The sequence below is a fragment of the Paenibacillus oryzisoli genome, assembly GCF_050467285.1.
In the GTDB taxonomy this organism is placed as follows: domain Bacteria; phylum Bacillota; class Bacilli; order Paenibacillales; family NBRC-103111; genus Paenibacillus_E; species Paenibacillus_E oryzisoli_A.
Window position 1 is genome coordinate 21,948 of sequence record NZ_JBCMUN010000023.1, and the last position, 20,102, is coordinate 42,049.

Below are 20,102 nucleotides of genomic sequence, written 5' to 3' on the forward strand. Positions count from 1 at the left end.
CGTCCGCTCTTTTTTAACTCAACTCCGCTGGCTGCAGCGCATGCGCTCTCCTATACTCACCCGGCGTCATCGCCTTCAACTCGCGGAATATACGCGAGAATGACTTAAACGAGCCGAAACCGACCTCGATTGCGATGTCGATCCCGGGCATCTGCGTCGATGACAGCAAACTGCACGCATGTCGAATGCGAATTTCGTGCAAAAAACGAACAAACCCGGCCCCCGTATGCCGCTTAATCTCCTCGCTCAAATACGAGCTGCTGATGGCGAATAACTCCGCCACGCTCGATAACGTAAGGGGATCCCTATAATGGGCATGGATATAGTGAATGATCGGCCATGCGGATTTTTTTCCATTCCCGTTTGGCGGCGACACAGGATACTCCCCTGCTTTTCTCCGCATACGGTCAAATCGAGCGAGCGCTTCCAACAGCTTCAGCTTCAGCAGCGTCATACGCCACACCTCACTGCCGGCATATTCGACCAGCATGTCCTCAAATGCGCCGGCTAGCACGTTGGACTGCTGCTCATTCAGATGCACCTGAGCGGACAGTTCCTCGCCCGTCAGAAGTTCTTTGAGCCCCGGTCCAACCTCCAACGACTGATACAACAGTTCCATATCGAACATGCAGTTGTACAGCCGCAGCGGCTCGGCTGATTCCACGTGCAGCTCATGCACCTGATACGGCAGTAAAAAGGTCGCTGTCCCTGGCTTCAGCGAATGGCGGACGCCATTGATGATTTCGACGCCGCAGCCTGCAATGACCAATGAAAACTCAAGAAAATCGTGGCGATGCGGGGGAAAATGCCGCACGACTTCGTTAATCGAAACATGGAACGGAAAACTGGGATGAATCCAAGGATAATCGGTCAAGTGTTTGTTAGTTGGGTATAGGCTCATGCGTTCGGCACGCTCCTGCAACGAAAAATTGAGATAGTCTCACCGGAAACTGTCCTATCTGTCTTCTGATTGTAGTCTATGATGAGGTTATCAGCAACCTAATCATATTAGCACACAAGGAGGCTACGCAATGTCCAGTCCAATCATTGGCGCGCTCAAGTCCAGCTCGATCATTACGCGTCATCCGGCTAACCCGATTCTTACCGCAGGCGATGTGCCTTATGCCCCGGCGCTCGTCTTCAACGCAGGCGTAACCAAATACCAAGGCCGCTATATCATGGTATTCCGCAACGACTACGGCGATCCCGAGAAGCACACGCTGCTGCCAAGCTCGACCACTAACCTAGGACTTGCCTACAGCCATGACGGCATTCATTGGGACGTGCAGCCAGGTCCCTGCTTCGGGCTCCAAGACGACGAAATCATCCGCACCTACGATCCGCGTCTAACCGTAATGGACGGGCGCGTGTATATGTGCTTTGCTGTCGACACCAAGCATGGCGTCCGCGGCGGCATCGCCGTAACTGATGATTTCGAGAAGTTTGAAGTGCTGCATATGACGGCACCGGACAACCGGAACATGGTGCTGTTCCCGGAAAAAATCGGCGGCAACTACGTACGCCTAGAACGCCCGTTCCCGGTATACAGCCGCGGCGGTAAAGACCGATTCGATATGTGGATTTCAGAATCTCCCGATTTAAAATATTGGGGCAACACCGATCTGCTGCTCGCCGTCGAGCATGTCGCTTACGCCAACGACAAAATCGGACCTGCCGCACCGCCAATCAAAACGTCCAAAGGCTGGCTGACCACCTTCCACTCGGTCGACCTCGATCCGAGCCGCGGCAAGAACGGCTGGGAAGACAGCTGGAAAAAACGTTATTGCGCAGGCATCATGCTGCTCGATTTGGACAATCCGAAGAAAATCGTCGGCATGTACAAGGACCCGCTGATCGCGCCGGAAGCGAGCTATGAAACGGACGGTGGATTCCGCAACGACGTGATTTTCCCAGGCGGAATGATTCTGGAAGACGACGGCGAAGTCAAAATCTATTACGGCGCCGCCGACACCGTAGAATGCTTGGCGACCGCGCACGTCGACGACCTCGTTCGGCTGTGTCTGGAAGGCAAGTAAACAGACGCGCCCAACGCCACACAAAGCAAAGGCTGCCTTCTCCAACGCAAGTTGGAACGGGCAGCCTTTTCATCAAAAAATCTTCTTAACCTCCCGATCCTCCTTCAAAATTTCAACAGCTTCCCGGAAGCGCATGGAATGCACAATTTCACGCTCACGCAAAAACTTGAGACTGTCCTGAAGATCCACGTCATCCGTAAGATCGATCAGCCATTGATACGTCGCCCTCGCCTTCTCTTCGGCGGCAATATCCTCATACAGGTCCGCGATCGGATCGCCCTTCGCCTGAATATATGTAGCCGTCCACGGCACGCCTCCGGCGCTCTGATAGAACAGCCCCCGGTCATGGGCGGCATAGTGATCGTCCAGCCCCGCTGCTTTCAGCTGCTCCATCGTGGCGTCTTTCGTCAGTTTATACACCATTGTCGCGATCATTTCTAAGTGCGCAAATTCCTCTGTGCCAATATCCGTTAACAGCCCGATGACCTTGCCTGGAATCGAATACCGCTGATTCAAGTATCGCAGGGCGGCCGCCAGTTCTCCGTCTGCGCCGCCATATTGCTCCAGGAGCAGTTTGGCCATGCGCGGATCGCATTTGCTGACCCGAACCGGATACTGCAGCTTTTTCTCATAAACCCACATGCCGCTTCCTCCTTCCTGTTCTCCGCATGCTTATACTTCCCACGGCCAAGGCGACTCGATCCACTGCCACGGCTGTCTGGTAAAGCTGTGGCCAAATGGCATGAGCGGGCCAAATTCCAATTCAAACTGCTGAACCATGCCCATTCTTTTTTGCGCAAATTGGTTGTATTGCTGGATGACGGCAAGGTCATTCGGATGCGTATCCAGATACAGCGTCAGCTCGACCAGCACAAAATCGACCGCTTGCAGGTCGTGCAGCTGCTTGTAAAAGCTCTCCGGCATGGCATGCGTCTCTTGTGAACGCTCCTCCATCAGGCAGGCCCTCCTACTGTCAGATTCGGCGTGTATGGCCCATACAGCGCAGGCCACAGCGTGCCGGTGCGAAGCGCTTCATATGGACTGAATTGCGGCAGACCCGGGGGCTGAAAAGTCATATATAATTGCGGTGGTGTATTATACCATTTGCAGCGGATCGGCGGGCAAGGGTCGAATGGACCGATGTACGGATACCATTTTTTGAATTGCGTATGCATATGTCTCCTCCTCTACAGGACCTCTCTGTTCTTATATGCGGGAGAACTTGACCAAAATCACACTTTTCTGCAATGACAAGCCGGAGTGCCCGCAAAAAACAGCAAAAAAACCCGCCCGATCGCAGCAAGCAACCAGGCAGGGATTCAGAGGAACTTAATCCAATTTAAAATTAAAATGCAGCACACCCGACTTCCGGAGCGACTGATAAATGATGACGACCAACGGCCCGAGAAAGAGCCCGGCGAACCCGAACCACTCGAAACCGATAAACAGCGAGATCAGCGCCGCCAGCGAATTGATGCCTACCGCATCGCTAAGCACTTTCGGCTCGATAATCCGGCGCATAATCGACAGCACGAGGAACAGCACCAGCAGGCCGATCCCCATCGCCGTATGCCCGACCAGGAACTGATAGAGCAGCCACGGGATAAAAACAAGCCCAGTTCCGATGATCGGCGCAAATTCCATGATCATCACCAGCATCGAGATCGCCAAAGGATAGTCAGCCCGAAGCACGAGCAGACCGATAAACGTCACGACGTAGGTGAACAGCGCCATAATCAGCTGCGCCCGTACGAAGCCGAAAATCGCTTCGCGCAAATAGCTCAGCACCCGCTCCATCTTCACTCTCGCCGTCTCCTCGAACATGGAGAGGAACGCCGCCTTCATATTCGGCAGGCTGTACAAGGTTAAGAACAGGGCAATGACATAAATCAACATCAGCAGGAAGAAATTTGGGATTTTACTCGCCATATTGAGGAAAAATCCGGATACACTACTAAGGAAGCTGGTTAAAGCTCCTGTCAGCGTTTCCGTGCCTTTTTCGAGCCATGTCTGAACTTGTGCCGCCATCTCCGGGGACAGCGAGTTATAGAAGCCCTGTGTCCGGTCGACAGCCTGATCCACGTAGAGGTTGACCTGATCCATATAATTCGGCGCCTTGCGGCCAAGTTCGATTAGCTCAGTCACGACGTTCATTCCGATAAAATACATGAGCGCCAGCAGCACCAGCGTGAACAGTGTGCCGATGATCGTCGCGGCGATAAACCGGGTCATTTTGGCCCATCGCACCAGCAAACCGATCAACGGATCCAGAAAAATCGCCGTCACGAGGGCTAGTAGGAACGGCAGTCCTATTGTAAACAACCCATACAAGACCACAACGCCAAGAAGCAAAAGTATGGTCGTCTTCGTCGACATAAGGACTCCTCCGATTATTCATTTCCGGGCAGCACGGTGTTGTTCTTCGTTATATGTATACGCAAAATACGCAGGCGGTCAACCTCTGAAATTTCAAATATATGGTCGCCATAAGTAATTTTTTGCCCTTTGACAGGCTCGCCTTCGACTTTCTTGAAGAGCCAACCGCCGATCGAGTCGACGTCCTCATCTTCAATGTTCAGATCGAGCAAATCGTTCAAGTCCTCGAGCAGCACCCGGCCGTCGACGGACGTGTATTTGTCTTTCACTTCGACCCCGGGGCGATCGGTATCGAACTCATCATGCAGCTCTCCGACAATTTCTTCCATGATGTCTTCCAGCGTCAGCAGCCCGGCAGTCCCGCCGTATTCGTCAATGACGATGGCGAGCTGGGAGTGCATTTTCTGCATCAGCTTCAGCACGCGGCTCACTTCCATGGACTCCGGCACATTCAGGATTGGACGGATAAAATTCCGTATGTCCTGCTCGACGTCAGGATCGGCTGTCAGCAGATCGGCGATGTGCACGAATCCGACGATATTGTCCTTATCCTGGTTCGCGACCGGATAGCGGGTATGCTTCGTCTCGTGAACGTGCCGCAAATTTTCGATAAAGCCGACTTCAAGGTACAAGCAGTCCATATCGGTGCGGGGGAGCATCACTTCGCGGGCAACCAGGTCGGAGAATTCAAAAATATTGTCGAACAGCGTCATCTCATCTTCATTGATATGACCGCTTTTGACGCTTTCGTCCATCAGGATGCGCAGCTCTTCCTCCGTATGGGCGGCTTCATGCTCGCTCGCAGGCTCCACACCGATCCAGGAGAGGAATTTGTTCGCCGTACCGTTCAGCAGCCAAATGATCGGCCGAAACAGCTTGTAGAAGTAGAGCAGCGGCGCAGACAGCCACAACGATGTAGCCTCCGCTTTCTGGATGGCGAACGATTTGGGCGCCAGCTCACCGAGCACGATGTGCAGGAACGTGATGAAACCAAAGGAGACGATAAAGGAAATCGCCGATGTGTACACCGAAGGTTCAAGTCCTAACATGTGAAACAAAGGCTCCATGATCAACTCCGACACGGCAGGCTCCCCGATCCATCCGAGTCCAAGGGAAGCCAGCGTAATGCCGAGCTGCGTCGCAGATAAGTACGTATCTAATTGTGAGGTCACTTTGCTCGCGTACTTGGCTTTTCCGCTGCCTTCGTTCACCAGTTGCTGAAGACGGGACTGGCGTACTTTCACTAAAGCGAATTCCGCCGCGACGAAAAAGCCATTGAGTAGGACCAAGACAACCACGAGAACCAAATTGAGTACGATCGAGCCGATGTCAAAGGATGTATGCAACAGGGACAATCTCCTTTAAGAGGTAGTTCAAAAAGTCGTCTTTTGATCACGATGCAATCCATGAAGCGGACTCGACTTCGAATCTTGCGTTCACCTTCGAAGGCAGGTAGCCATGTAGGTTTTGCCTACACTCCGCTCCTCCTTCTTCAGCTTCTCGCAACCTTCTCGGTGCTGAAAACCCGACTTTTTGAACACACACTTTAATTAAAAGAATTAAATGATTGCTTTGCGTTTTTTAAAATCCACTGTTTTATAATACGAATCCGCAACCAGCAGATTCGGTCCGCAGCAGGCAGCTGCGGGGCAGTAGCAGTTCACACGCTGATTTAGCGGATTGTGCTCCCAACGGGCAAAAATCGTGTCGAGATCATCGAGATGAATGCTCCCGAGCGGCGGTTCGTCCGCAAAATCCGTCACGAACACCTCGCCGGTAAACGTCGAGACGTTCAGCCGGTTGCGGCCGTCCGGATCGTTACGCACCGTCACATTCGGTTCCTGGCGCAGCCTCCGCACCAGCTCCCGATCCGCCTCGACTTCGCTGCAAGCGAAGAACGGCAGCGTACCGAACAGCATCCACATCTCTTGATGGCGGCTGTCGAGCAGACGATGAATGCTGGTTCGGAGCTCTTCCAGCGAAACCATCGGCAGATGAGCGGCAAAAGAGCTCGCATACATCGGATGCACCTCATGGCGCTGGCAACCCATTTCATGAATAAGCTGATGAATTTGGGGCAACTTCTCATGTGTGCGCGTATTGATCATCGACTCGGCTGAGACATACAACCCGCCTTTGGTCAGCGCAATCGTATTGTTCACCATGCGCTCGTACATCACAGACGCCGTAGCGTACCCGACTGCCCGCTCCGAATTCACAAAACCGACCCGATGGAAATCGTCCGCATTTAAATAGTTGAACGAGATGTGCATCACGTCCAGATACGGCGCGAGAATCTCGTACCGGTCCAGATCCAACGTCAAATTCGAGTTGATTTGCGTCCGAATGCCGCGCTCTCTGGCGTATTTCAGAATCGGCAGCATGTATTCTTTGACGATTTTGATATGGTAGGAAGGTTCTCCTCCCGTTAGTGAGAGCGTCTCAAGATGCTCGACTTCGTCCAACCGCCGCAGGATGTCCGCCACGGGAATCCGCGGGCCTTCCGACATCGTCAGCGAGTCGCCGACCGCACAGTGCTCGCACCGCATATTGCACAAATTCGTAATGGTAAGCTCCACGCTGGTCAGCACGTGCCTGCCATATGTACGCATAGACCGAAGGGGATCCCAAGGATCGTACTCCGGGGTAATCGCTTGTAAAATGACATTACTTCCGTTCCTGTTCATGCTGTTTACACCTGACCTATCATTTCCTAATCATGCGTATCGCTACGCTACTTGCCTATATACCTATGCCCTATATTGTAACTTATGATTGACAAAAAAGGAAACCGTCATGTATGACGGCCTCCCTTCCGCTAAGGCGTATCTTTGATTTGCGGTTTTACGCGCAGCCATTTCGGCGCCCACCAGTTCGCATCGCCGAGCAGCTTCATCAGCGCCGGAACGAGCATCACCCGCACAATCGAGGCGTCGATCAGCACCGCAAGGCCAAGTCCGAGCCCCAGCGCTTTCATGATTTCAATATCTGTAAAAATAAACGATCCCACCACGACAACAAGGATAAACGCCGCGCTCGTAATGAGGCTGCCTGTTTTCTTAAGCCCTTGCGCCGTACTCCGGTCATTGTCGCCGCTCTCCTCATACTCCTCCATAATTCTTGAAATGAGGAACACTTCGTAATCCATCGAGATACCGAACACGACGCAGAAAATAATGACCGGCAGCGTGGCGCTGACCGAGCCGATCGACGTAATATGCAGCATATCGGCCATGTAACCGTGCTGGAACACCAGCACCACGATGCCGAGGCTGGCCCCCAGGCTCAGCATATTCATCAGCACCGCCTTCAGCGGCAGCACAAGTGAGCGGAAAGCAAGCAGGAGCACGAAGTACGTAATGCCCATGACAAAAAGCAGGACGGCCGGTATTTCATTCTGAATCCGGTCGATAATGTCGATCCGGTACGCAGCGCCGCCGGTCACGACCAGATCGAGCCCAGGCTGCTCCAGCTTCCGCAGCTCCCTGACAAGCGCGTCCGTGGCCTCATCATCCGGCTGCGACGCTGGCGTCACGACCACCAGTGCCGTATGTCCCTTGGCGAGCTGCTTCGCTTCCAAGCTGGCCCGTACATCCGCGCCGGCTAACATTTGCGCCAGCTCGGCATCCGTATGCGAGCCAGGGCCAAGCACGGTGACCATGCTTTGCATGTCCTTGACGCCTTGCACGCCCTTCACCTGATCGGTCAGCGCACGGATCTGCGCAATTGACGAGGCCTGCCACACATCCTCCTTGGAGATGGCGACGATTTGAATCGGATTCATTGCGCGGGCATCGTACGCCTCCTTCATCAGCTCCGCCCCGTAGCGCGACTCATAGCTTGGCGGCAGCACCTCGGCATTCGGCACGCTGAGCTTCATATGGCTGACCGGCACCATGCTATAGATCAGCAAGCCGCCTACAACTACGATCAGCACAATGGGGCGGCGCATGACCGCATAAGCGACCCGCTCCCAGAAGATCGAAGACTCTTTTTTACGCAGTCGCTTCGGCAGCACTTGCAGCGCATTAATGCGGTGCCCAAGGAGACCAAGGACGGCAAGCAGCATTGTATTGGCCACAATGACCGAGATCGACACGACGATGACGCCGCCCAAGCACAGCGAACGGAAGAACGTCAAGTTGACGAACAGCATACCGAAAAGTCCAATCAGCACGGCGATTCCGGAGAAAAAGATCGATTTTCCGGCCGTTTGGCACGTCATCGCAACCGCTTCCGCTACACTCTTCTGAACGCCTAATTCTTCACGGAACCGGCTGACGAGGAACAGCGCATAATCAATGCCGACCGCTAGCCCCAGCATCGTCACCATATTCGGCAGGAAGTTCGATAACGAATGATGCTGGGCAATAAAATACGTGATCCCAAGCGTAAACGTTACGCTCATGAGGCCAACGATCATCGGGACGAACGCCGCCACCAGCGTCCCGAACACAACGAGCAGGACGACTAATGCAATCGGCAGGCCTATCGACTCCGACTTGGCGATGTCGTGCTTGCTCGCCTGCTGCATGTCGTACAGAATGGCGGGGCCGCCTGTCACGTAAACATTCATCCCTGCGGGCTTATGTACCGCTGCCTTCAGCTCGGGATATTTGTCCAGCGCCTGATCGGTGTCCAGCTTCAACGAAACCGCCACCGCCTGCGTATCCGCATAGCCTTCGCTGCGCGGCGCTGCTACAAAAGCTACGCTTGCTACATAAGGCAGCTTTTTCAGATCCTGAAGCGAATCCATAATCGCCTGCTGATTCGCCTTGTCGGTCAAATTCAATGCTTTCCCTTCGTACACGATGCTCAGCTGCGTTTGCGACATGCCGAGTTCATCCCGCATGATCGCAAGCCCCCGATCGGATTCACTGCCTTTCGGGGTAAATCCGTTATCCTTCAGCATGCTCGGCGTTTTCTGGGCAAATCCGGCAAACCCGATCAGCAGCAGCACGCTAATCACAACAACGAGCCAGCGAAAGCGAAACATCGCGTAGCCCCATTGCCAAAATAAGCCTTTCTCGGTCGTTTCCCTCATGGTCGACTTCCTTTCCGCTTCCATCTCTTGTTAAGTAGGCCGTTTGCAAAAAGAACCTGGTTGCCCAGGTTCTTCTCGCTGTTTTCTCTATTTATTTTAAGATTGTCGGATTATCGGCATCAATGTTGATATCGCCAACTTTAATTTCCCCAATTTCGGAAATTAATATGGATAGCTTTTTGGATAAGTCCATCTCATAAGGTTCCTTCAGCACCGTCCCCCCCGCATCGTGCAGCACACGGACAATCGGACGATGCGGAACGGCTATGTTTAATTTCGATACGATCCCATACTCACCTGTGTTCAACCGAACCGTAATACCGAGTGGGTAAATGGCAATTTTATCACGAAAGAGGGCAATCTGACTTTGATCGTACAGGGTACCCGAACCGGCAAAAAGCTGCTCCATCGCTTCATGCGGCAGCAGCGGCCTGCGATAGACACGCGTCGTCGTCATGGCATCGTAGGAATCGACCAGACCGATCCACTTGGCAAATTCCGTGATCTCATCTCCGCGCAGCCCCCGAGGATATCCGGTGCCGTTAATCCGTTCATGATGCTGAAAAGCGCAATGCGCCGAGAGAAGCGGAATATTCGGTTCTTCCCTCAAGATGTTAAAACCATACGTCGTATGATTCTTCATCTCGTTATATTCTTCCGTTGTCAGCTGCGACGGCTTGCGAAGAATACCGAGCGGCACTTTCGTCTTGCCGATGTCGTGCAGCAGCGCGCCGAGCCCTAGCGCCTCCAGCTTGTCCCGACTATAGCCGTAGCTGATACCCAGCATAAGTGCATAAATGCTGACGTTCACGGAGTGTTGAAATAAGTAGTTGTCCTTTACATTAATATTATTGAGCATCACCATCGCGCCTTCATGCGCGCTAAGGTCATCGATGATCATCTTCATGACATCGCGAAAATTCCGTCCAATATCGTAGTAACTGACGGCACCGCGTTTATTGGAGTCTTCCATGACTTTCTTGAACGTATTGCGAATTTCAGTTACGGCCTTCACTCTCGTCTCATCCTGAATGATGTCTTTCTGAATGATGTCATCCGTGCGCGAATCTTCGATGTATATGTAATCAATCCCGTAAGAAAATAACCGGTCGATCAATCGTTGGGACAACTCAACATTAACGGCTAGCAGGACCATACCATCGTCGTTGTAGATATTCTTAGCCAACCGCATTCCAGGTCGACACATGTTGATCGGCATTAACAGCATTTCAGGACCCCCGCCTAGGTGAGCATTACGTTCTACTTAAATGTAATAGATTTTAAACAAAAGTTCAACACAAAAAACCGCGTCGTTCGACGCGGTTCGATGATGCTGCCGTGCTTTTTCGGCTGTTTTTGTCGCTTTTATTGGAAGAACATATAGATGGCAAAAACGATCGCAACCGCGAAACGGTAGTAGGCAAAATAAGTTAATTTCATATTTTGCACCAGTTTGATGAACGTGACCACCGCGAGCAGCGCGACGACGAAGGCGACGAGGAAGCCCGTAATGAAAAACGGCAAGTCAGCGGAAGACAGCGCGTCGTAATTTTTGAGGAAATATACCCCCGATGCGCCGAACATAATCGGAATCGCCATAATAAAAGTAAAATCCGCAGACGCCGCGCGGCTGACTCCGGAGAGCATCCCACCGGCAATGGTCGAGCCCGAACGGGAGAATCCCGGCCAGATCGAGACAAGCTGCCACAGCCCGATGAAGAACGCCTGTTTATACGTAATGTCGTCAAGTACGGTTGTCGTTGGCGCTTCTTTACGGCTTTCAGCAATGATCAGCAGAATCCCGCCGAGCACGAGCCCGATGAGCACCGTCGTGGAATTAAACAGCTTTTCATCGACGATATCGTTGAACAGTACGCCAATTACGCCCGCCGGCAAAATGCCGATCAAGATGTGCAGCAGGTTCAGCTTTCTGCCGTGCTTGCTTTCCGATCTGCGTTTGACAAGCCCGAACAGCGATAAAATACGTTTCCAGTAAATAATGACGACCGCCATGATCGCGCCCAATTGAATGACAAAGTCGAATGTTTTCATGACAGCATCGTCATGCGTGCCCAGCAAGCTTTGTGTTAAAATCATGTGTCCCGTTGATGAAACGGGCAAAAACTCAGTCAAACCTTCTACGATCCCGATCACGATCGCTTCGAAAATACTATGCATGGTATCCCCCTACTTGATATGGCTCAGCTTCAACTTCCTATTCCGCCTTCTATTCTACCTTTTTCCCGCTGTTTCTAGCAACATCTTCGAATCTCGCGCGGTGCGCCTCCGCGATCAGCCCTACGTCCTGCAGCTGCGCCGCGAGCACATCGCGAATAAATTCCGGGAGCATATACGAAATCTGCTCCCCGCGGCTCAGGGACAAGTAGCCTGAGCCGAACGTGAACATGTCGATCGTGCCGACAACGTACGATCGGTCCGGCTCCAGCAGGGCCTCGCCGACGTGCACGGCGAGCACCCGCTCGTAAGGTGCGCGTGTGCTGTCCACCTGGACGGTCAAACCGTCCACGCTCAGCACGCCAAGCACCTCCCCCCGGAAGCCGAAGCCGCGGATCGGCTTCTCCATGAACTCATCAAGCAGCGACTCTTCGAGCGCTTGCAGGAGGTCCGAGCCGCGCAGCAGCAAGCGGCACGGATTGATCGGCCCGGGGCAGATCTCGAGGAGTCTGCCCCGCGTAATCCGGCCCTCCTTCAGGGACTGAAGGAGCTGCCCGCTGTTGACCAGCCCGATGTCGGCGCTGGTCCAGCGGCGAATCCCCGCGGCAAGCAAGTTGCCCAGGGGGGATTCGCCGTACCAATCGAGGCGCAGCGGCTGCCGCAGCTGCGCGACCTCCTCGTCCAGCGCCGCGCGGCTGGCGATGCGAAAATGATCCAGCAGCGTCGTGATGCTGCTGTCCTCTTCGCGGCCGTCCGTCATCGGGATGACGCGGCCGTTCATATGGACGATCCGGCGTTGCGCCGGGTCGTACGCCAGTTCCAGATGACCGGCGTATTGGCCGAACTTGCCGGTCGCACAAACGTAGGTGCCGCCGATGTACAGCGGCTCCTCCAGCAAGTGATGCGTATGCCCGCCCAGAATCAGGTCAATGCCGTCAAGCTCCTCCGCCATCCGCTGATCCATCCGCAAGCCGAGATGCGACATGACGATCAGCAGATCGACTTCAGGCCGGAGCTGCTGCGCATATGCGGCAACGGCTTGCATCGGATCCGTCACCTCCCAGCCGAGCAGGCCGTAATAAGCCTGATACGGCGCGGTTACGCCGATCAGGCCGATCCGCAGGCCCGACCGCTCAACGATCAGACTCGGCACCATCCAGCCCGGCGTCTCGCCCGTTGCGCTTTCCAGAATATTGCTGCCGATGAGTGGAAACCGCGCGTGCTCTTCAATCACGCCTCGCAGCCATTCCGGCGTAAAGGTAAGCCCCTCGTTGTTGCCGATAACCATGGCATCATAGCCCGTCGCATTCATGATTTCGATGTTGGCAATCGCATTCGTGCCTTCCGTCTCCGGACGCATCCGATCCATGTGGTCGCCAATATCGAGCGTCAGCACCTGATCCGGCGGCCACAACCTGCGAACACGATCGAAGTAAGCGCTGATTTTGGGCATCTGTTCAAAATGGCTGTGCAAATCGTTCGTATGCAAGACAACAAGCCGCTGCAACGTGTCCGACATCCCGTCACCTCTCTTCGTATTTGCCTGAACAGCATGTCTATGATATGTATGCGCCCGCTGCGGGGCTCATTTCTTTAATTTCATGTCGCTGAGCGTCACGCGATTTTTAAAGCCGTAGGTCGCTTCGGCTTCCAACGAAGCGTCCTGAAGAAACCAGACTTTCACAATACTTTTCACATTCAGGCACTCGCTGCTTCCGTCCGGGACGTACAACCGCATCGGGTACCCCTTCTTGATCGGCTCGCCATCCTGCGCATACAGGAAAACCGCCAGATCCGCCTCCGCCCAAGGCAGCTGCGCCTGAAATTCGTCCACCGCCTCTACGCGAACATGCGTAGGTTCTTGCCCAGGCTCGCTTTGCCGCCAACTGCGATACCAAGCTTTTAACCCAAAAGCTTCCCCGCTCACGCCGGGCACCCGCTCCTCAAGCGCAATCTGCTCGCCGGTCATCGCCGCCATCTCCTGAACAGTAAACGAAGCCGTTCCTTTCCGAATATCCGCTACTTCAATACATAGTTCCTTCTGCATGCTGCCCATCCCTCCCGACGTCAATGTGGTTCCGCACTCCGTACGCAAACTCACCACCCATTATACCATTTTCAGGCCAAAATATGATATGCTGTAAGGGATTCTAACACCAACCTTTAGGAGCAGCAGCTATGAACCTCTCTATTCAAGTTTTTGCAGGTCTTGTCGATCTACTGGGGACGAACGTCCTTCATATACAGGTTGAGGCTCCGTCCATTACCGTAGAGGCGCTGAAAAAGCAGCTGACGCGCGACTACCCCAACGCGGCGCCGCAGCTTGCCATCTGCTTTTTGGCTGTCAATCAAGCCTATGCCGGCGAACAGGAGCTGGTTTCCGAAGCGGACGAGCTGGCGCTCATTCCACCCGTTTCCGGCGGACAGCCCACCTTGTATGAAATCACTTATGAGGTGATCGATGTCGCCTCCGTTGCAGCTAAAGTGAACCATCCCAACCATGGGGCTTCCCTTGCTTTTATCGGGACTACCCGCGAGATGACGTACGGTCAGCGCACCGTGCTGCTCGAGTATGAAGCTTATGAACCGATGGCGCTCAAAACGATGGCTACGATCGGCGAAGAAATCGACGCCCGCTGGCCGGGTACGCTGTGCGCCATTACGCACCGCCTTGGCCAAGTCGCCATCGCGGAAGCGAGCGTCGTCATCGCCGTCTCGTCCCCGCATCGCGCGGATTGCTATGAAGCAAGCCGGTATGCGATTGAACGCTTGAAACAGATCGTACCAATATGGAAAAAAGAAATTTGGGAAGACGGCTCGGCATGGAAGGGCAGCCAAACCGGCCCTTGGAACCCGCTCGAACCGCCAGTCTCCCAAGAAGAACGGAGCTAACCGCGATGACCCTACACTCATCTCAACCTTCAGATGCCGCTGACATAGATGCACGTTATTCCCGCCAGGTGCTCTTTGCGCCGATCGGAGCGGAAGGCCAGCGCAAGCTGGGGAGCAGCCGTGTCGCGATCGTCGGCATGGGCGCTTTAGGCACCGTGCTGGCGAATCATATGGTCCGCGCAGGCGTTGGCTTTATCCGGCTCATCGATCGCGATTTTGTCGATCGCAGCAATCTGCAGCGGCAGATGCTTTACGACGAGGAAGATGCCGCTTCCACCACGCCGAAAGCGATCGCGGCGGCCGCTCGCTTGTCCCGCGTCAACTCACAGGTCGTGATTGAGCCTCACGTCACGGATCTCAATGCGCTGAATGCGGAGGAGCTTCTGCAGGACGTCGATGTCATTCTCGACGGTACCGATAATTTTAACGTACGCTTCCTACTGAACGATGTCAGCCAGAAGCACGGCATTCCCTGGATTTACGGCGGCGCTGTCGCTTCAAGAGGCGTCGCGCTCACAATCCTGCCGGGCGAAACGCCTTGCCTGCGCTGTTTGTTCACAGGAGCGCCCGCTCCCGGTACGACGGAAACGTGCGATACCGCCGGCGTCATTGGCGGCATCATTCATTTCGTCGCTTCGTTCCAAGCGACGGAAGCGCTCAAGCTGCTGGTCGGCGCCAGAGAGCAGCTTAATTTAGGCATGCAGCAGTGGGACTTATGGTTCAACCAACAGTCCGCCATCCGTGTCGGAGGGGCTAAAAAAGCCGATTGCCCGGCCTGTGCGAAGGAACAGTATGACTATTTGGACGCGATCGTGGACAGCGATACGATTCAGTCACTATGCGGCCGGAATTCCGTGCAAATTTTGCCCGTTGTCCCTCATTCTGGGCCGCTTGATTACTGGGAAACCCGCCTTAAACCTCTCGGACCTGTAGAGAAAAATCGCTTCCTGCTAAAATTCAGTCCGACACCGGACATTCAGATGATCCTCTTCCCAGGCGGGCGAGTTGTGATTCAAGGAACAGACGATGTGATTCATGCCAAAAGTCTTTACAGCCGCTATATTGGGATGTAGTATAACTACTATATACCTACATGAGACTAGGACTTGGAAAGGAGCTTCTATGCGTGTTCATGTGCTTCAATTGATCGTTGGCGACAAATTGGTTTCCGATTCCTTCAATTCGGTAGGGCTTCATCTCCTTTCGGCCGGCACGGTGTTGGATTCATCAGACATACACATGCTCAACCGTCACAACGTCGATTACGTTGAGATTTATCCAAGAACAGACGATCCAGCGCCGGCTCCTCCCCAAGAGGCTGGCCGGCCTATACATAGCACTCAGCTTCGTTTATTTGAAAACGCAATCACTGGCATTAAATCGCTTTTTGAATCGATTCAAGGCGGGAGTACGATTCATGATGATGAAGTGGAATCCGCTTTCAATCCGCTTCTCGATAATATCAAAGAGGAAAAAGATGTCGTCTCCCTGCTGCTCACATTGAACAGTCAGGATGACTACACCTTGCAGCATAGCGTTCAGGTCGGTATGCTCTCCTATTATTTGGCCAAATGGATGAATAAAAGTGAAAAAGAAGCTCACCTCATTGGGAAAGCCGGCTACTTGCACGACGTCGGAAAATGCAAAATTCCCCATGAGATTCTAAACAAGCCGTCCAAGCTGACGGCGGATGAATTTAATGAAATTCAGAAACATACCATTTACGGCTATGACATTATCCGTAAATCGCTGAAAGATGATACAGTTGCACTTGTTGCGCTGCAGCACCACGAGCGTATGGACGGAAGCGGTTACCCGCTTCGCAAATCCAGCACGGACATCCATTCCTATTCTCGTATTGTTGCGGTGGCCGATGTCTACAGCGCCATGATTTCCAAACGTGTATACCGCGACAAGCGCGATCTGCTCTTCGTGCTGCGCGAGCTTCACCGGATGAGTTTCGGCGAATTGGATCCGAAAATCACACAGGTGTTTATCCGCAACATGATCCCTAACTTCCTCGGGAAAAAGGTGGTGCTGAGCGACGGGAGAGAAGGCACGATCGTCATGACCAATCCTACCGATTTTTTCCGGCCGCTCATTAAAATCAACAACCAGTTCCTGGATCTTAGCCAACTTGTTAACATTGAAATTTCCAACATTTGTATTTAAATAATCAGGGAACTCACCGCGATCGCAATCCCGATATAGACAGAAGCAAGCAAAATACCGACGGCGACGTTCCCTTCTTTTAACTGATCGGAAAGCTTAAATTTGGGAGTCACCCAATCGAACACCCAGTAGGACGCAATCAAACATACATACCCTACCGCAAACCAAAGGCTCATATGTGCAATGGATGAGTTCGTATAGGCGGCAATTCCGAGAATGATAGCTGTTGCTATGAATTTGCCGCCCATCGTAATGCCCACAGCGACGTTGCCTTTATTGATTTCCTCCATGTCTCGGAAGGGTGTCATAAGACTGAACACGAACATCCCTGCGAATTGTAAAACCACGATTACCACCAAGCTAATCAAAATATTAACTGCGATCATTGCGCCCACCCCCGGAATTTGGCCATGGATTCATCATAATTGTTGTAATCGTGCACTTCCTCCAGCACAGCGCCAACCTCTTTTTTGCTCTTAAACTCTGTGTAGATCGCTTCTGTGACCGGCTGCTTCACAGCCTGCCCTGTCGGCAGCTCTACGACCGCAAAATAGCGGAATTTGCCGCTAAGCTCCGTTTTGTACACGCCGATCAGCTTAACATCTGTTTTAATCTCCACTTTCAGCTCGCTTAAATCCTTCTCAGCATCTTCCTTGGTCTTAAAAGTTTTGATCGGATTCCAATCGGAAACCGTGCTTTTGCCGTCAGCATCCGTCGTAGCCTGCTTATAATCCATGACCCACAGGGAGTCGCCGATTGCCAAGTTCTGATCATTGGAAATCCGGCCATTTCCCGGCGTCAGAATCAGATCCCCGCCATCAATGCTGCTCACTTTGGCTTCTTGAATTTGATAGTCCCACGGCACTGTTGCCGGTGCGGCGGTCTCGCTACTTGATGCCACGCTCTTGCTTTCCGGGTTCGCTTTCGAATAAATCGTTTGGCAAACCCACACAAAGAACCAGATAACCGCAATAATTCCGATCAACTTGAGAAACTTGCCTGATAACCCTTCATGCTTCAAGCTGAACTCACTCCAATTCCAACAAATTGACTTGCATTTCCTGTAATGATACCGCCCGCTCTTCCTAAAAGGCCGCAAGGCGTTCCGTTCAGTATAAACAGACCGGTGAGCAAATGCCCGCTGCCATGGGCAAAATGAAGCTCGGGAAGATCCGCCCGCTGCTGATACACCCGTTTGAAAAAAATGCTCGTATCGTAACCGGCGTCGTCCTTTTGCTCAAGTTCGCCCTCATGATTATACAGTTCTACCGAACCGCCCTCTCGGCCGAACATCGCTTTGGACACATAATTGCCAGCCAGCACCGGCTCCGTATACGTAGGCAGCATGTAAGCCTTAATGTAGAGCTGCTCCTCTTCCGTAAAGAGCTCGCCTTGCTCCTGCAGCTCCCAGATCAAAGCCTGCAGCCCTTTCGACTGCAAAATTACCGCGTGCAGCGGGTTGAACAACTCGACGAAACCTTCCTCAATCGCATAGGACAGCGCTTCGCCGCCATCATCGACGCCCATCCATTCCTTCGGATACAGGGCAAACATTTTGCGGATAATATGGTCTTGGCCGCTTCGAACAACGCCTTCGTCAATCCAGAGATCTAACACGTCCAGACAGGTGATGCTTCTGCCGCTGTGCTTGACCAGTGCATCGATTGTCCCCGAATCCTCCAAATGCGTGCCGTACGCGATGCATGAAGCGTAATCCGGCTGTTCAATCGCCCAGGCCTTTCGAATGAAATCTTTCATCGCCGCATTCGGCGAGTCCACTCCATACTCCTTACACAGCCAAGGCGTGGCGATAGCGGCTTCCACATAGCCTGTCGGCGTGTCGCTGTTCAGCTCCAGAAGCTTGATTTCTCCATACTGATTCACGCTAAAATCAAATCTGGCATAACGGCTGATCCAGCCTTTTTCGTTCATCGGCAGCCGATCCAAACCATCCCACAGCACTTCGGGGATGCTCAGGTGCGCGTAAAACTCTCTGTTGCCTTGCACATAGCGCCCGGCTTTGTCAAAAATCAGCCAAAGCTTCTCCGCAGCTTGAATCAACTCTTCATAGACATCCCGCTCCATACATACCAGTTGATCGATCCAGTAGGCTTCCTCTTCCAAATCGGCCCAGGTGAACCCGAGTTCCGCCAACTGCCGAACCCTTTCTTTGCGATCCGCTGCCGGCGTTCCAATAATCTGAAATACCATAGGCGATTAACTCCCTGAACTGGAGCTTGAACTGAATCCGCTCGATTTGCCGCCGATGCTGCCTGACGACGTCGATGTCGATTTCGAGGAAGAACTGGAGCTAGAGCTTGTGCTTGATTTGGTGCTTGAGCTCGTGCCGGAGCTAATGTTTGAGCTGGAACTAGAACCTGTGCTGGTACTAGTTTTGGAACTGGACGCGCTTGAGCCGGTACTGCTGCCCGAAGTTGTACCGGTCGTTTTGCTTCCGCTCACCGTGCCCGCGCTGCTTGAGCCAGTGCTGCTGCCGCTCTTCGGCGTGCTGGCGCTGCTCGACTTGCTTGCGCTCGTTTTGTTCACCGTAAACGTTCCTGTTCCGCTGGACGTTGTCGGCGCTTTGGTCGTCGTTTTATTCGAGAATTGGCTTGGTTGATACGTTTTGCTCACATACGGCGTATTCGACCGATAATAGGTCGTTGTGTGCGTATTCGTCCATCCGCTGGAAGAATACGGCCGCATACTGTTAAAAATCAAATGATACAGCAGCAGATCATCCCAACCGAAATGGGAACCTCCGTAGCCGTAACTGTTATTATTAATAATGGTCGTGTTATTGCTGGAGCTGGACCCTGACGTTGGTGTCGGTGTCGGCGTTGGCGAACCGGCTCCTGCTTCGTCTGGAATCGGCAAACTCCAGTCTACTGTCGGGTCGTAATAAGCTTTGACCTCATCGTTCGACCACTCTACCAGCGTGGCTCCGTTCGCAGCCGGAGATGACGATTCAGCCGCGTTAGTAGCCGAGACGAGCATCAATTGACCTGCTAGCAAAAGCGTCAGCGAGGCTGAGAATACTTTTAGCGGTCGCTTCACGCTTCAGCGCCTCCCTCTTCAGAGCCGGCTTTGACCAACAAAAGCTCAAAAACATACAAATCCAGGTTCAACCGCCCCTCGATCATTTCATACTCTTTCCCATCAATATAAATATAATTGGCCGACTGCAAAGATTGAATCACCTTTTCATCCCATGGGCGATCGCTGATTTTGCGAAGCTCGCCACCAGGAAGCTTTTCATAAAACGTAATCGTCATTCTGATTTCCTCCCTTACCTTACACGTTTATTCAAACTGTTAATTAAAACGCACGAAAGTCACAAATGTTTCATTTTTCGCAAAAATAGTTAGCTTAACAACCATGCTGAAAAGTAGAGTAAGACGGGGGAT

21 protein-coding genes are annotated in these 20,102 nt (G+C 53.0%); 4 read left to right on the forward strand and 17 right to left on the reverse strand.

Annotated elements, in window-relative coordinates:
* Positions 1 to 13: 13 nt before the first annotated feature.
* Positions 14 to 901 carry an AraC family transcriptional regulator gene (locus ABE504_RS29965; protein WP_430096057.1) on the reverse strand — a complete coding sequence of 296 codons (888 nt, stop codon included), beginning with the start codon at positions 899 to 901 and terminating at the stop codon, positions 14 to 16.
* 130 nt (positions 902 to 1,031) lie between these two features.
* On the opposite strand from ABE504_RS29965, the gene ABE504_RS29970 reads away from it, so the two are divergent.
* Positions 1,032 to 2,036, forward strand: a complete 1,005-nt coding sequence (locus ABE504_RS29970) for a glycoside hydrolase family 130 protein (RefSeq protein WP_430096058.1) — start codon at positions 1,032 to 1,034, stop codon at positions 2,034 to 2,036.
* Between the two features lie 72 nt (positions 2,037 to 2,108).
* Here ABE504_RS29970 and ABE504_RS29975 read toward each other — a convergent pair whose 3' ends face one another.
* From ABE504_RS29975 to ABE504_RS30025, 11 genes are all read right to left on the reverse strand, one after another.
* Positions 2,109 to 2,678, reverse strand: coding sequence for a manganese catalase family protein (locus tag ABE504_RS29975; RefSeq protein WP_430096061.1), 570 nt, complete (start codon positions 2,676 to 2,678; stop codon positions 2,109 to 2,111).
* Positions 2,679 to 2,708: 30 nt separating this feature from the next.
* The gene (locus ABE504_RS29980; protein ID WP_126141639.1) at positions 2,709 to 2,990 is read right to left on the reverse strand and encodes a spore coat protein CotJB; all 282 of its coding nucleotides are present in this window, start codon (positions 2,988 to 2,990) and stop codon (positions 2,709 to 2,711) included.
* Positions 2,990 to 3,211 (reverse strand): spore coat associated protein CotJA, encoded by a 222-nt coding sequence (locus tag ABE504_RS29985; RefSeq protein WP_430096063.1) that lies wholly within the window; start codon positions 3,209 to 3,211, stop codon positions 2,990 to 2,992. Before ABE504_RS29985 ends, ABE504_RS29980 begins: the two co-directional genes overlap by 1 nt.
* A gap of 154 nt (positions 3,212 to 3,365) precedes the next feature.
* Positions 3,366 to 4,412 carry a sporulation integral membrane protein YtvI gene (gene ytvI, locus ABE504_RS29990; RefSeq protein WP_430096065.1) on the reverse strand — a complete coding sequence of 349 codons (1,047 nt, stop codon included), beginning with the start codon at positions 4,410 to 4,412 and terminating at the stop codon, positions 3,366 to 3,368.
* Positions 4,413 to 4,426: 14 nt separating this feature from the next.
* Positions 4,427 to 5,761, reverse strand: coding sequence for a hemolysin family protein (locus ABE504_RS29995; protein WP_430096103.1), 1,335 nt, complete (start codon positions 5,759 to 5,761; stop codon positions 4,427 to 4,429).
* A 210-nt stretch (positions 5,762 to 5,971) separates the two neighbouring features.
* Positions 5,972 to 7,099, reverse strand: coding sequence for a radical SAM/CxCxxxxC motif protein YfkAB (gene yfkAB, locus ABE504_RS30000; protein ID WP_430096068.1), 1,128 nt, complete (start codon positions 7,097 to 7,099; stop codon positions 5,972 to 5,974).
* Positions 7,100 to 7,230: 131 nt separating this feature from the next.
* Positions 7,231 to 9,456, reverse strand: a complete 2,226-nt coding sequence (locus tag ABE504_RS30005) for an MMPL family transporter (RefSeq protein WP_430096070.1) — start codon at positions 9,454 to 9,456, stop codon at positions 7,231 to 7,233.
* Between the two features lie 91 nt (positions 9,457 to 9,547).
* Positions 9,548 to 10,684, reverse strand: a complete 1,137-nt coding sequence (locus tag ABE504_RS30010) for an HD-GYP domain-containing protein (RefSeq protein WP_430096073.1) — start codon at positions 10,682 to 10,684, stop codon at positions 9,548 to 9,550.
* Between the two features lie 137 nt (positions 10,685 to 10,821).
* On the reverse strand, positions 10,822 to 11,634 hold the full coding sequence (locus ABE504_RS30015) for an undecaprenyl-diphosphate phosphatase (protein ID WP_430096075.1): 813 nt from the start codon (positions 11,632 to 11,634) through the stop codon (positions 10,822 to 10,824).
* Positions 11,635 to 11,683: 49 nt separating this feature from the next.
* The gene (locus ABE504_RS30020; RefSeq protein ID WP_430096078.1) at positions 11,684 to 13,150 is read right to left on the reverse strand and encodes a bifunctional metallophosphatase/5'-nucleotidase; all 1,467 of its coding nucleotides are present in this window, start codon (positions 13,148 to 13,150) and stop codon (positions 11,684 to 11,686) included.
* A 66-nt stretch (positions 13,151 to 13,216) separates the two neighbouring features.
* Positions 13,217 to 13,678 (reverse strand): hypothetical protein, encoded by a 462-nt coding sequence (locus ABE504_RS30025; protein WP_430096081.1) that lies wholly within the window; start codon positions 13,676 to 13,678, stop codon positions 13,217 to 13,219.
* 131 nt (positions 13,679 to 13,809) lie between these two features.
* Here ABE504_RS30025 and ABE504_RS30030 point away from each other — a divergent pair, with 131 nt between their 5' ends.
* The 3 genes from ABE504_RS30030 to ABE504_RS30040 are packed head-to-tail and all read left to right on the forward strand — an operon-like array spanning position 13,810 to position 16,695.
* Positions 13,810 to 14,523, forward strand: coding sequence for a molybdenum cofactor biosynthesis protein (locus tag ABE504_RS30030; protein ID WP_430096083.1), 714 nt, complete (start codon positions 13,810 to 13,812; stop codon positions 14,521 to 14,523).
* Positions 14,524 to 14,528: 5 nt separating this feature from the next.
* Positions 14,529 to 15,596: a ThiF family adenylyltransferase gene (locus ABE504_RS30035; RefSeq protein ID WP_430096086.1), complete on the forward strand. Its 1,068-nt coding sequence runs from the start codon at positions 14,529 to 14,531 to the stop codon at positions 15,594 to 15,596.
* Positions 15,597 to 15,645: 49 nt separating this feature from the next.
* Positions 15,646 to 16,695 (forward strand): HD-GYP domain-containing protein, encoded by a 1,050-nt coding sequence (locus tag ABE504_RS30040; RefSeq protein ID WP_430096089.1) that lies wholly within the window; start codon positions 15,646 to 15,648, stop codon positions 16,693 to 16,695.
* On the opposite strand, the gene ABE504_RS30045 is transcribed toward ABE504_RS30040, so the two are convergent.
* Genes ABE504_RS30045 through ABE504_RS30065 form a run of 5 tightly spaced genes read right to left on the reverse strand, consistent with a single transcriptional unit; the run spans position 16,692 to position 19,970 of the window.
* Positions 16,692 to 17,081, reverse strand: a complete 390-nt coding sequence (locus tag ABE504_RS30045) for a DUF350 domain-containing protein (protein WP_430096091.1) — start codon at positions 17,079 to 17,081, stop codon at positions 16,692 to 16,694. The genes ABE504_RS30040 and ABE504_RS30045 overlap by 4 nt on opposite strands.
* Positions 17,078 to 17,716, reverse strand: coding sequence for a signal peptide protein (locus ABE504_RS30050; protein ID WP_430096093.1), 639 nt, complete (start codon positions 17,714 to 17,716; stop codon positions 17,078 to 17,080). Before ABE504_RS30050 ends, ABE504_RS30045 begins: the two co-directional genes overlap by 4 nt.
* Positions 17,713 to 18,906, reverse strand: a complete 1,194-nt coding sequence (locus ABE504_RS30055; RefSeq protein ID WP_430096094.1) for a glutathionylspermidine synthase family protein — start codon at positions 18,904 to 18,906, stop codon at positions 17,713 to 17,715. The genes ABE504_RS30050 and ABE504_RS30055 overlap by 4 nt, the downstream gene beginning before the upstream one ends.
* Positions 18,907 to 18,912: 6 nt before the next feature.
* Entirely contained in the window at positions 18,913 to 19,752 is an 840-nt protein-coding gene (locus ABE504_RS30060) for a hypothetical protein (RefSeq protein WP_430096097.1), read from the reverse strand.
* On the reverse strand, positions 19,749 to 19,970 hold the full coding sequence (locus tag ABE504_RS30065) for a hypothetical protein (protein WP_430096100.1): 222 nt from the start codon (positions 19,968 to 19,970) through the stop codon (positions 19,749 to 19,751). The genes ABE504_RS30060 and ABE504_RS30065 overlap by 4 nt, the downstream gene beginning before the upstream one ends.
* Positions 19,971 to 20,102 lie beyond the last annotated feature (132 nt).

Coding starts and splice junctions, on each gene's coding strand:
- ABE504_RS30065 (WP_430096100.1), bottom strand. CDS start 19,970: ATGACGATTACGTTTTATGAAAAGCTTCCTGGTGGCGAGCTTCGCAAA.
- yfkAB (WP_430096068.1), bottom strand. CDS start 7,099: ATGAACAGGAACGGAAGTAATGTCATTTTACAAGCGATTACCCCGGAG.
- ABE504_RS29980 (WP_126141639.1), bottom strand. CDS start 2,990: ATGGAGGAGCGTTCACAAGAGACGCATGCCATGCCGGAGAGCTTTTAC.
- ABE504_RS30015 (WP_430096075.1), bottom strand. CDS start 11,634: ATGCATAGTATTTTCGAAGCGATCGTGATCGGGATCGTAGAAGGTTTG.
- ABE504_RS30045 (WP_430096091.1), bottom strand. CDS start 17,081: ATGATCGCAGTTAATATTTTGATTAGCTTGGTGGTAATCGTGGTTTTA.
- ABE504_RS30040 (WP_430096089.1), top strand. CDS start 15,646: ATGCGTGTTCATGTGCTTCAATTGATCGTTGGCGACAAATTGGTTTCC.
- ABE504_RS30035 (WP_430096086.1), top strand. CDS start 14,529: ATGACCCTACACTCATCTCAACCTTCAGATGCCGCTGACATAGATGCA.
- ytvI (WP_430096065.1), bottom strand. CDS start 4,412: ATGTCGACGAAGACGACCATACTTTTGCTTCTTGGCGTTGTGGTCTTG.
- ABE504_RS30005 (WP_430096070.1), bottom strand. CDS start 9,456: ATGAGGGAAACGACCGAGAAAGGCTTATTTTGGCAATGGGGCTACGCG.
- ABE504_RS30055 (WP_430096094.1), bottom strand. CDS start 18,906: ATGGTATTTCAGATTATTGGAACGCCGGCAGCGGATCGCAAAGAAAGG.
- ABE504_RS30020 (WP_430096078.1), bottom strand. CDS start 13,150: ATGTCGGACACGTTGCAGCGGCTTGTTGTCTTGCATACGAACGATTTG.
- ABE504_RS30010 (WP_430096073.1), bottom strand. CDS start 10,684: ATGCTGTTAATGCCGATCAACATGTGTCGACCTGGAATGCGGTTGGCT.
- ABE504_RS30025 (WP_430096081.1), bottom strand. CDS start 13,678: ATGCAGAAGGAACTATGTATTGAAGTAGCGGATATTCGGAAAGGAACG.
- ABE504_RS29965 (WP_430096057.1), bottom strand. CDS start 901: ATGAGCCTATACCCAACTAACAAACACTTGACCGATTATCCTTGGATT.
- ABE504_RS29975 (WP_430096061.1), bottom strand. CDS start 2,678: ATGTGGGTTTATGAGAAAAAGCTGCAGTATCCGGTTCGGGTCAGCAAA.
- ABE504_RS29985 (WP_430096063.1), bottom strand. CDS start 3,211: ATGCATACGCAATTCAAAAAATGGTATCCGTACATCGGTCCATTCGAC.
- ABE504_RS30030 (WP_430096083.1), top strand. CDS start 13,810: ATGAACCTCTCTATTCAAGTTTTTGCAGGTCTTGTCGATCTACTGGGG.
- ABE504_RS29970 (WP_430096058.1), top strand. CDS start 1,032: ATGTCCAGTCCAATCATTGGCGCGCTCAAGTCCAGCTCGATCATTACG.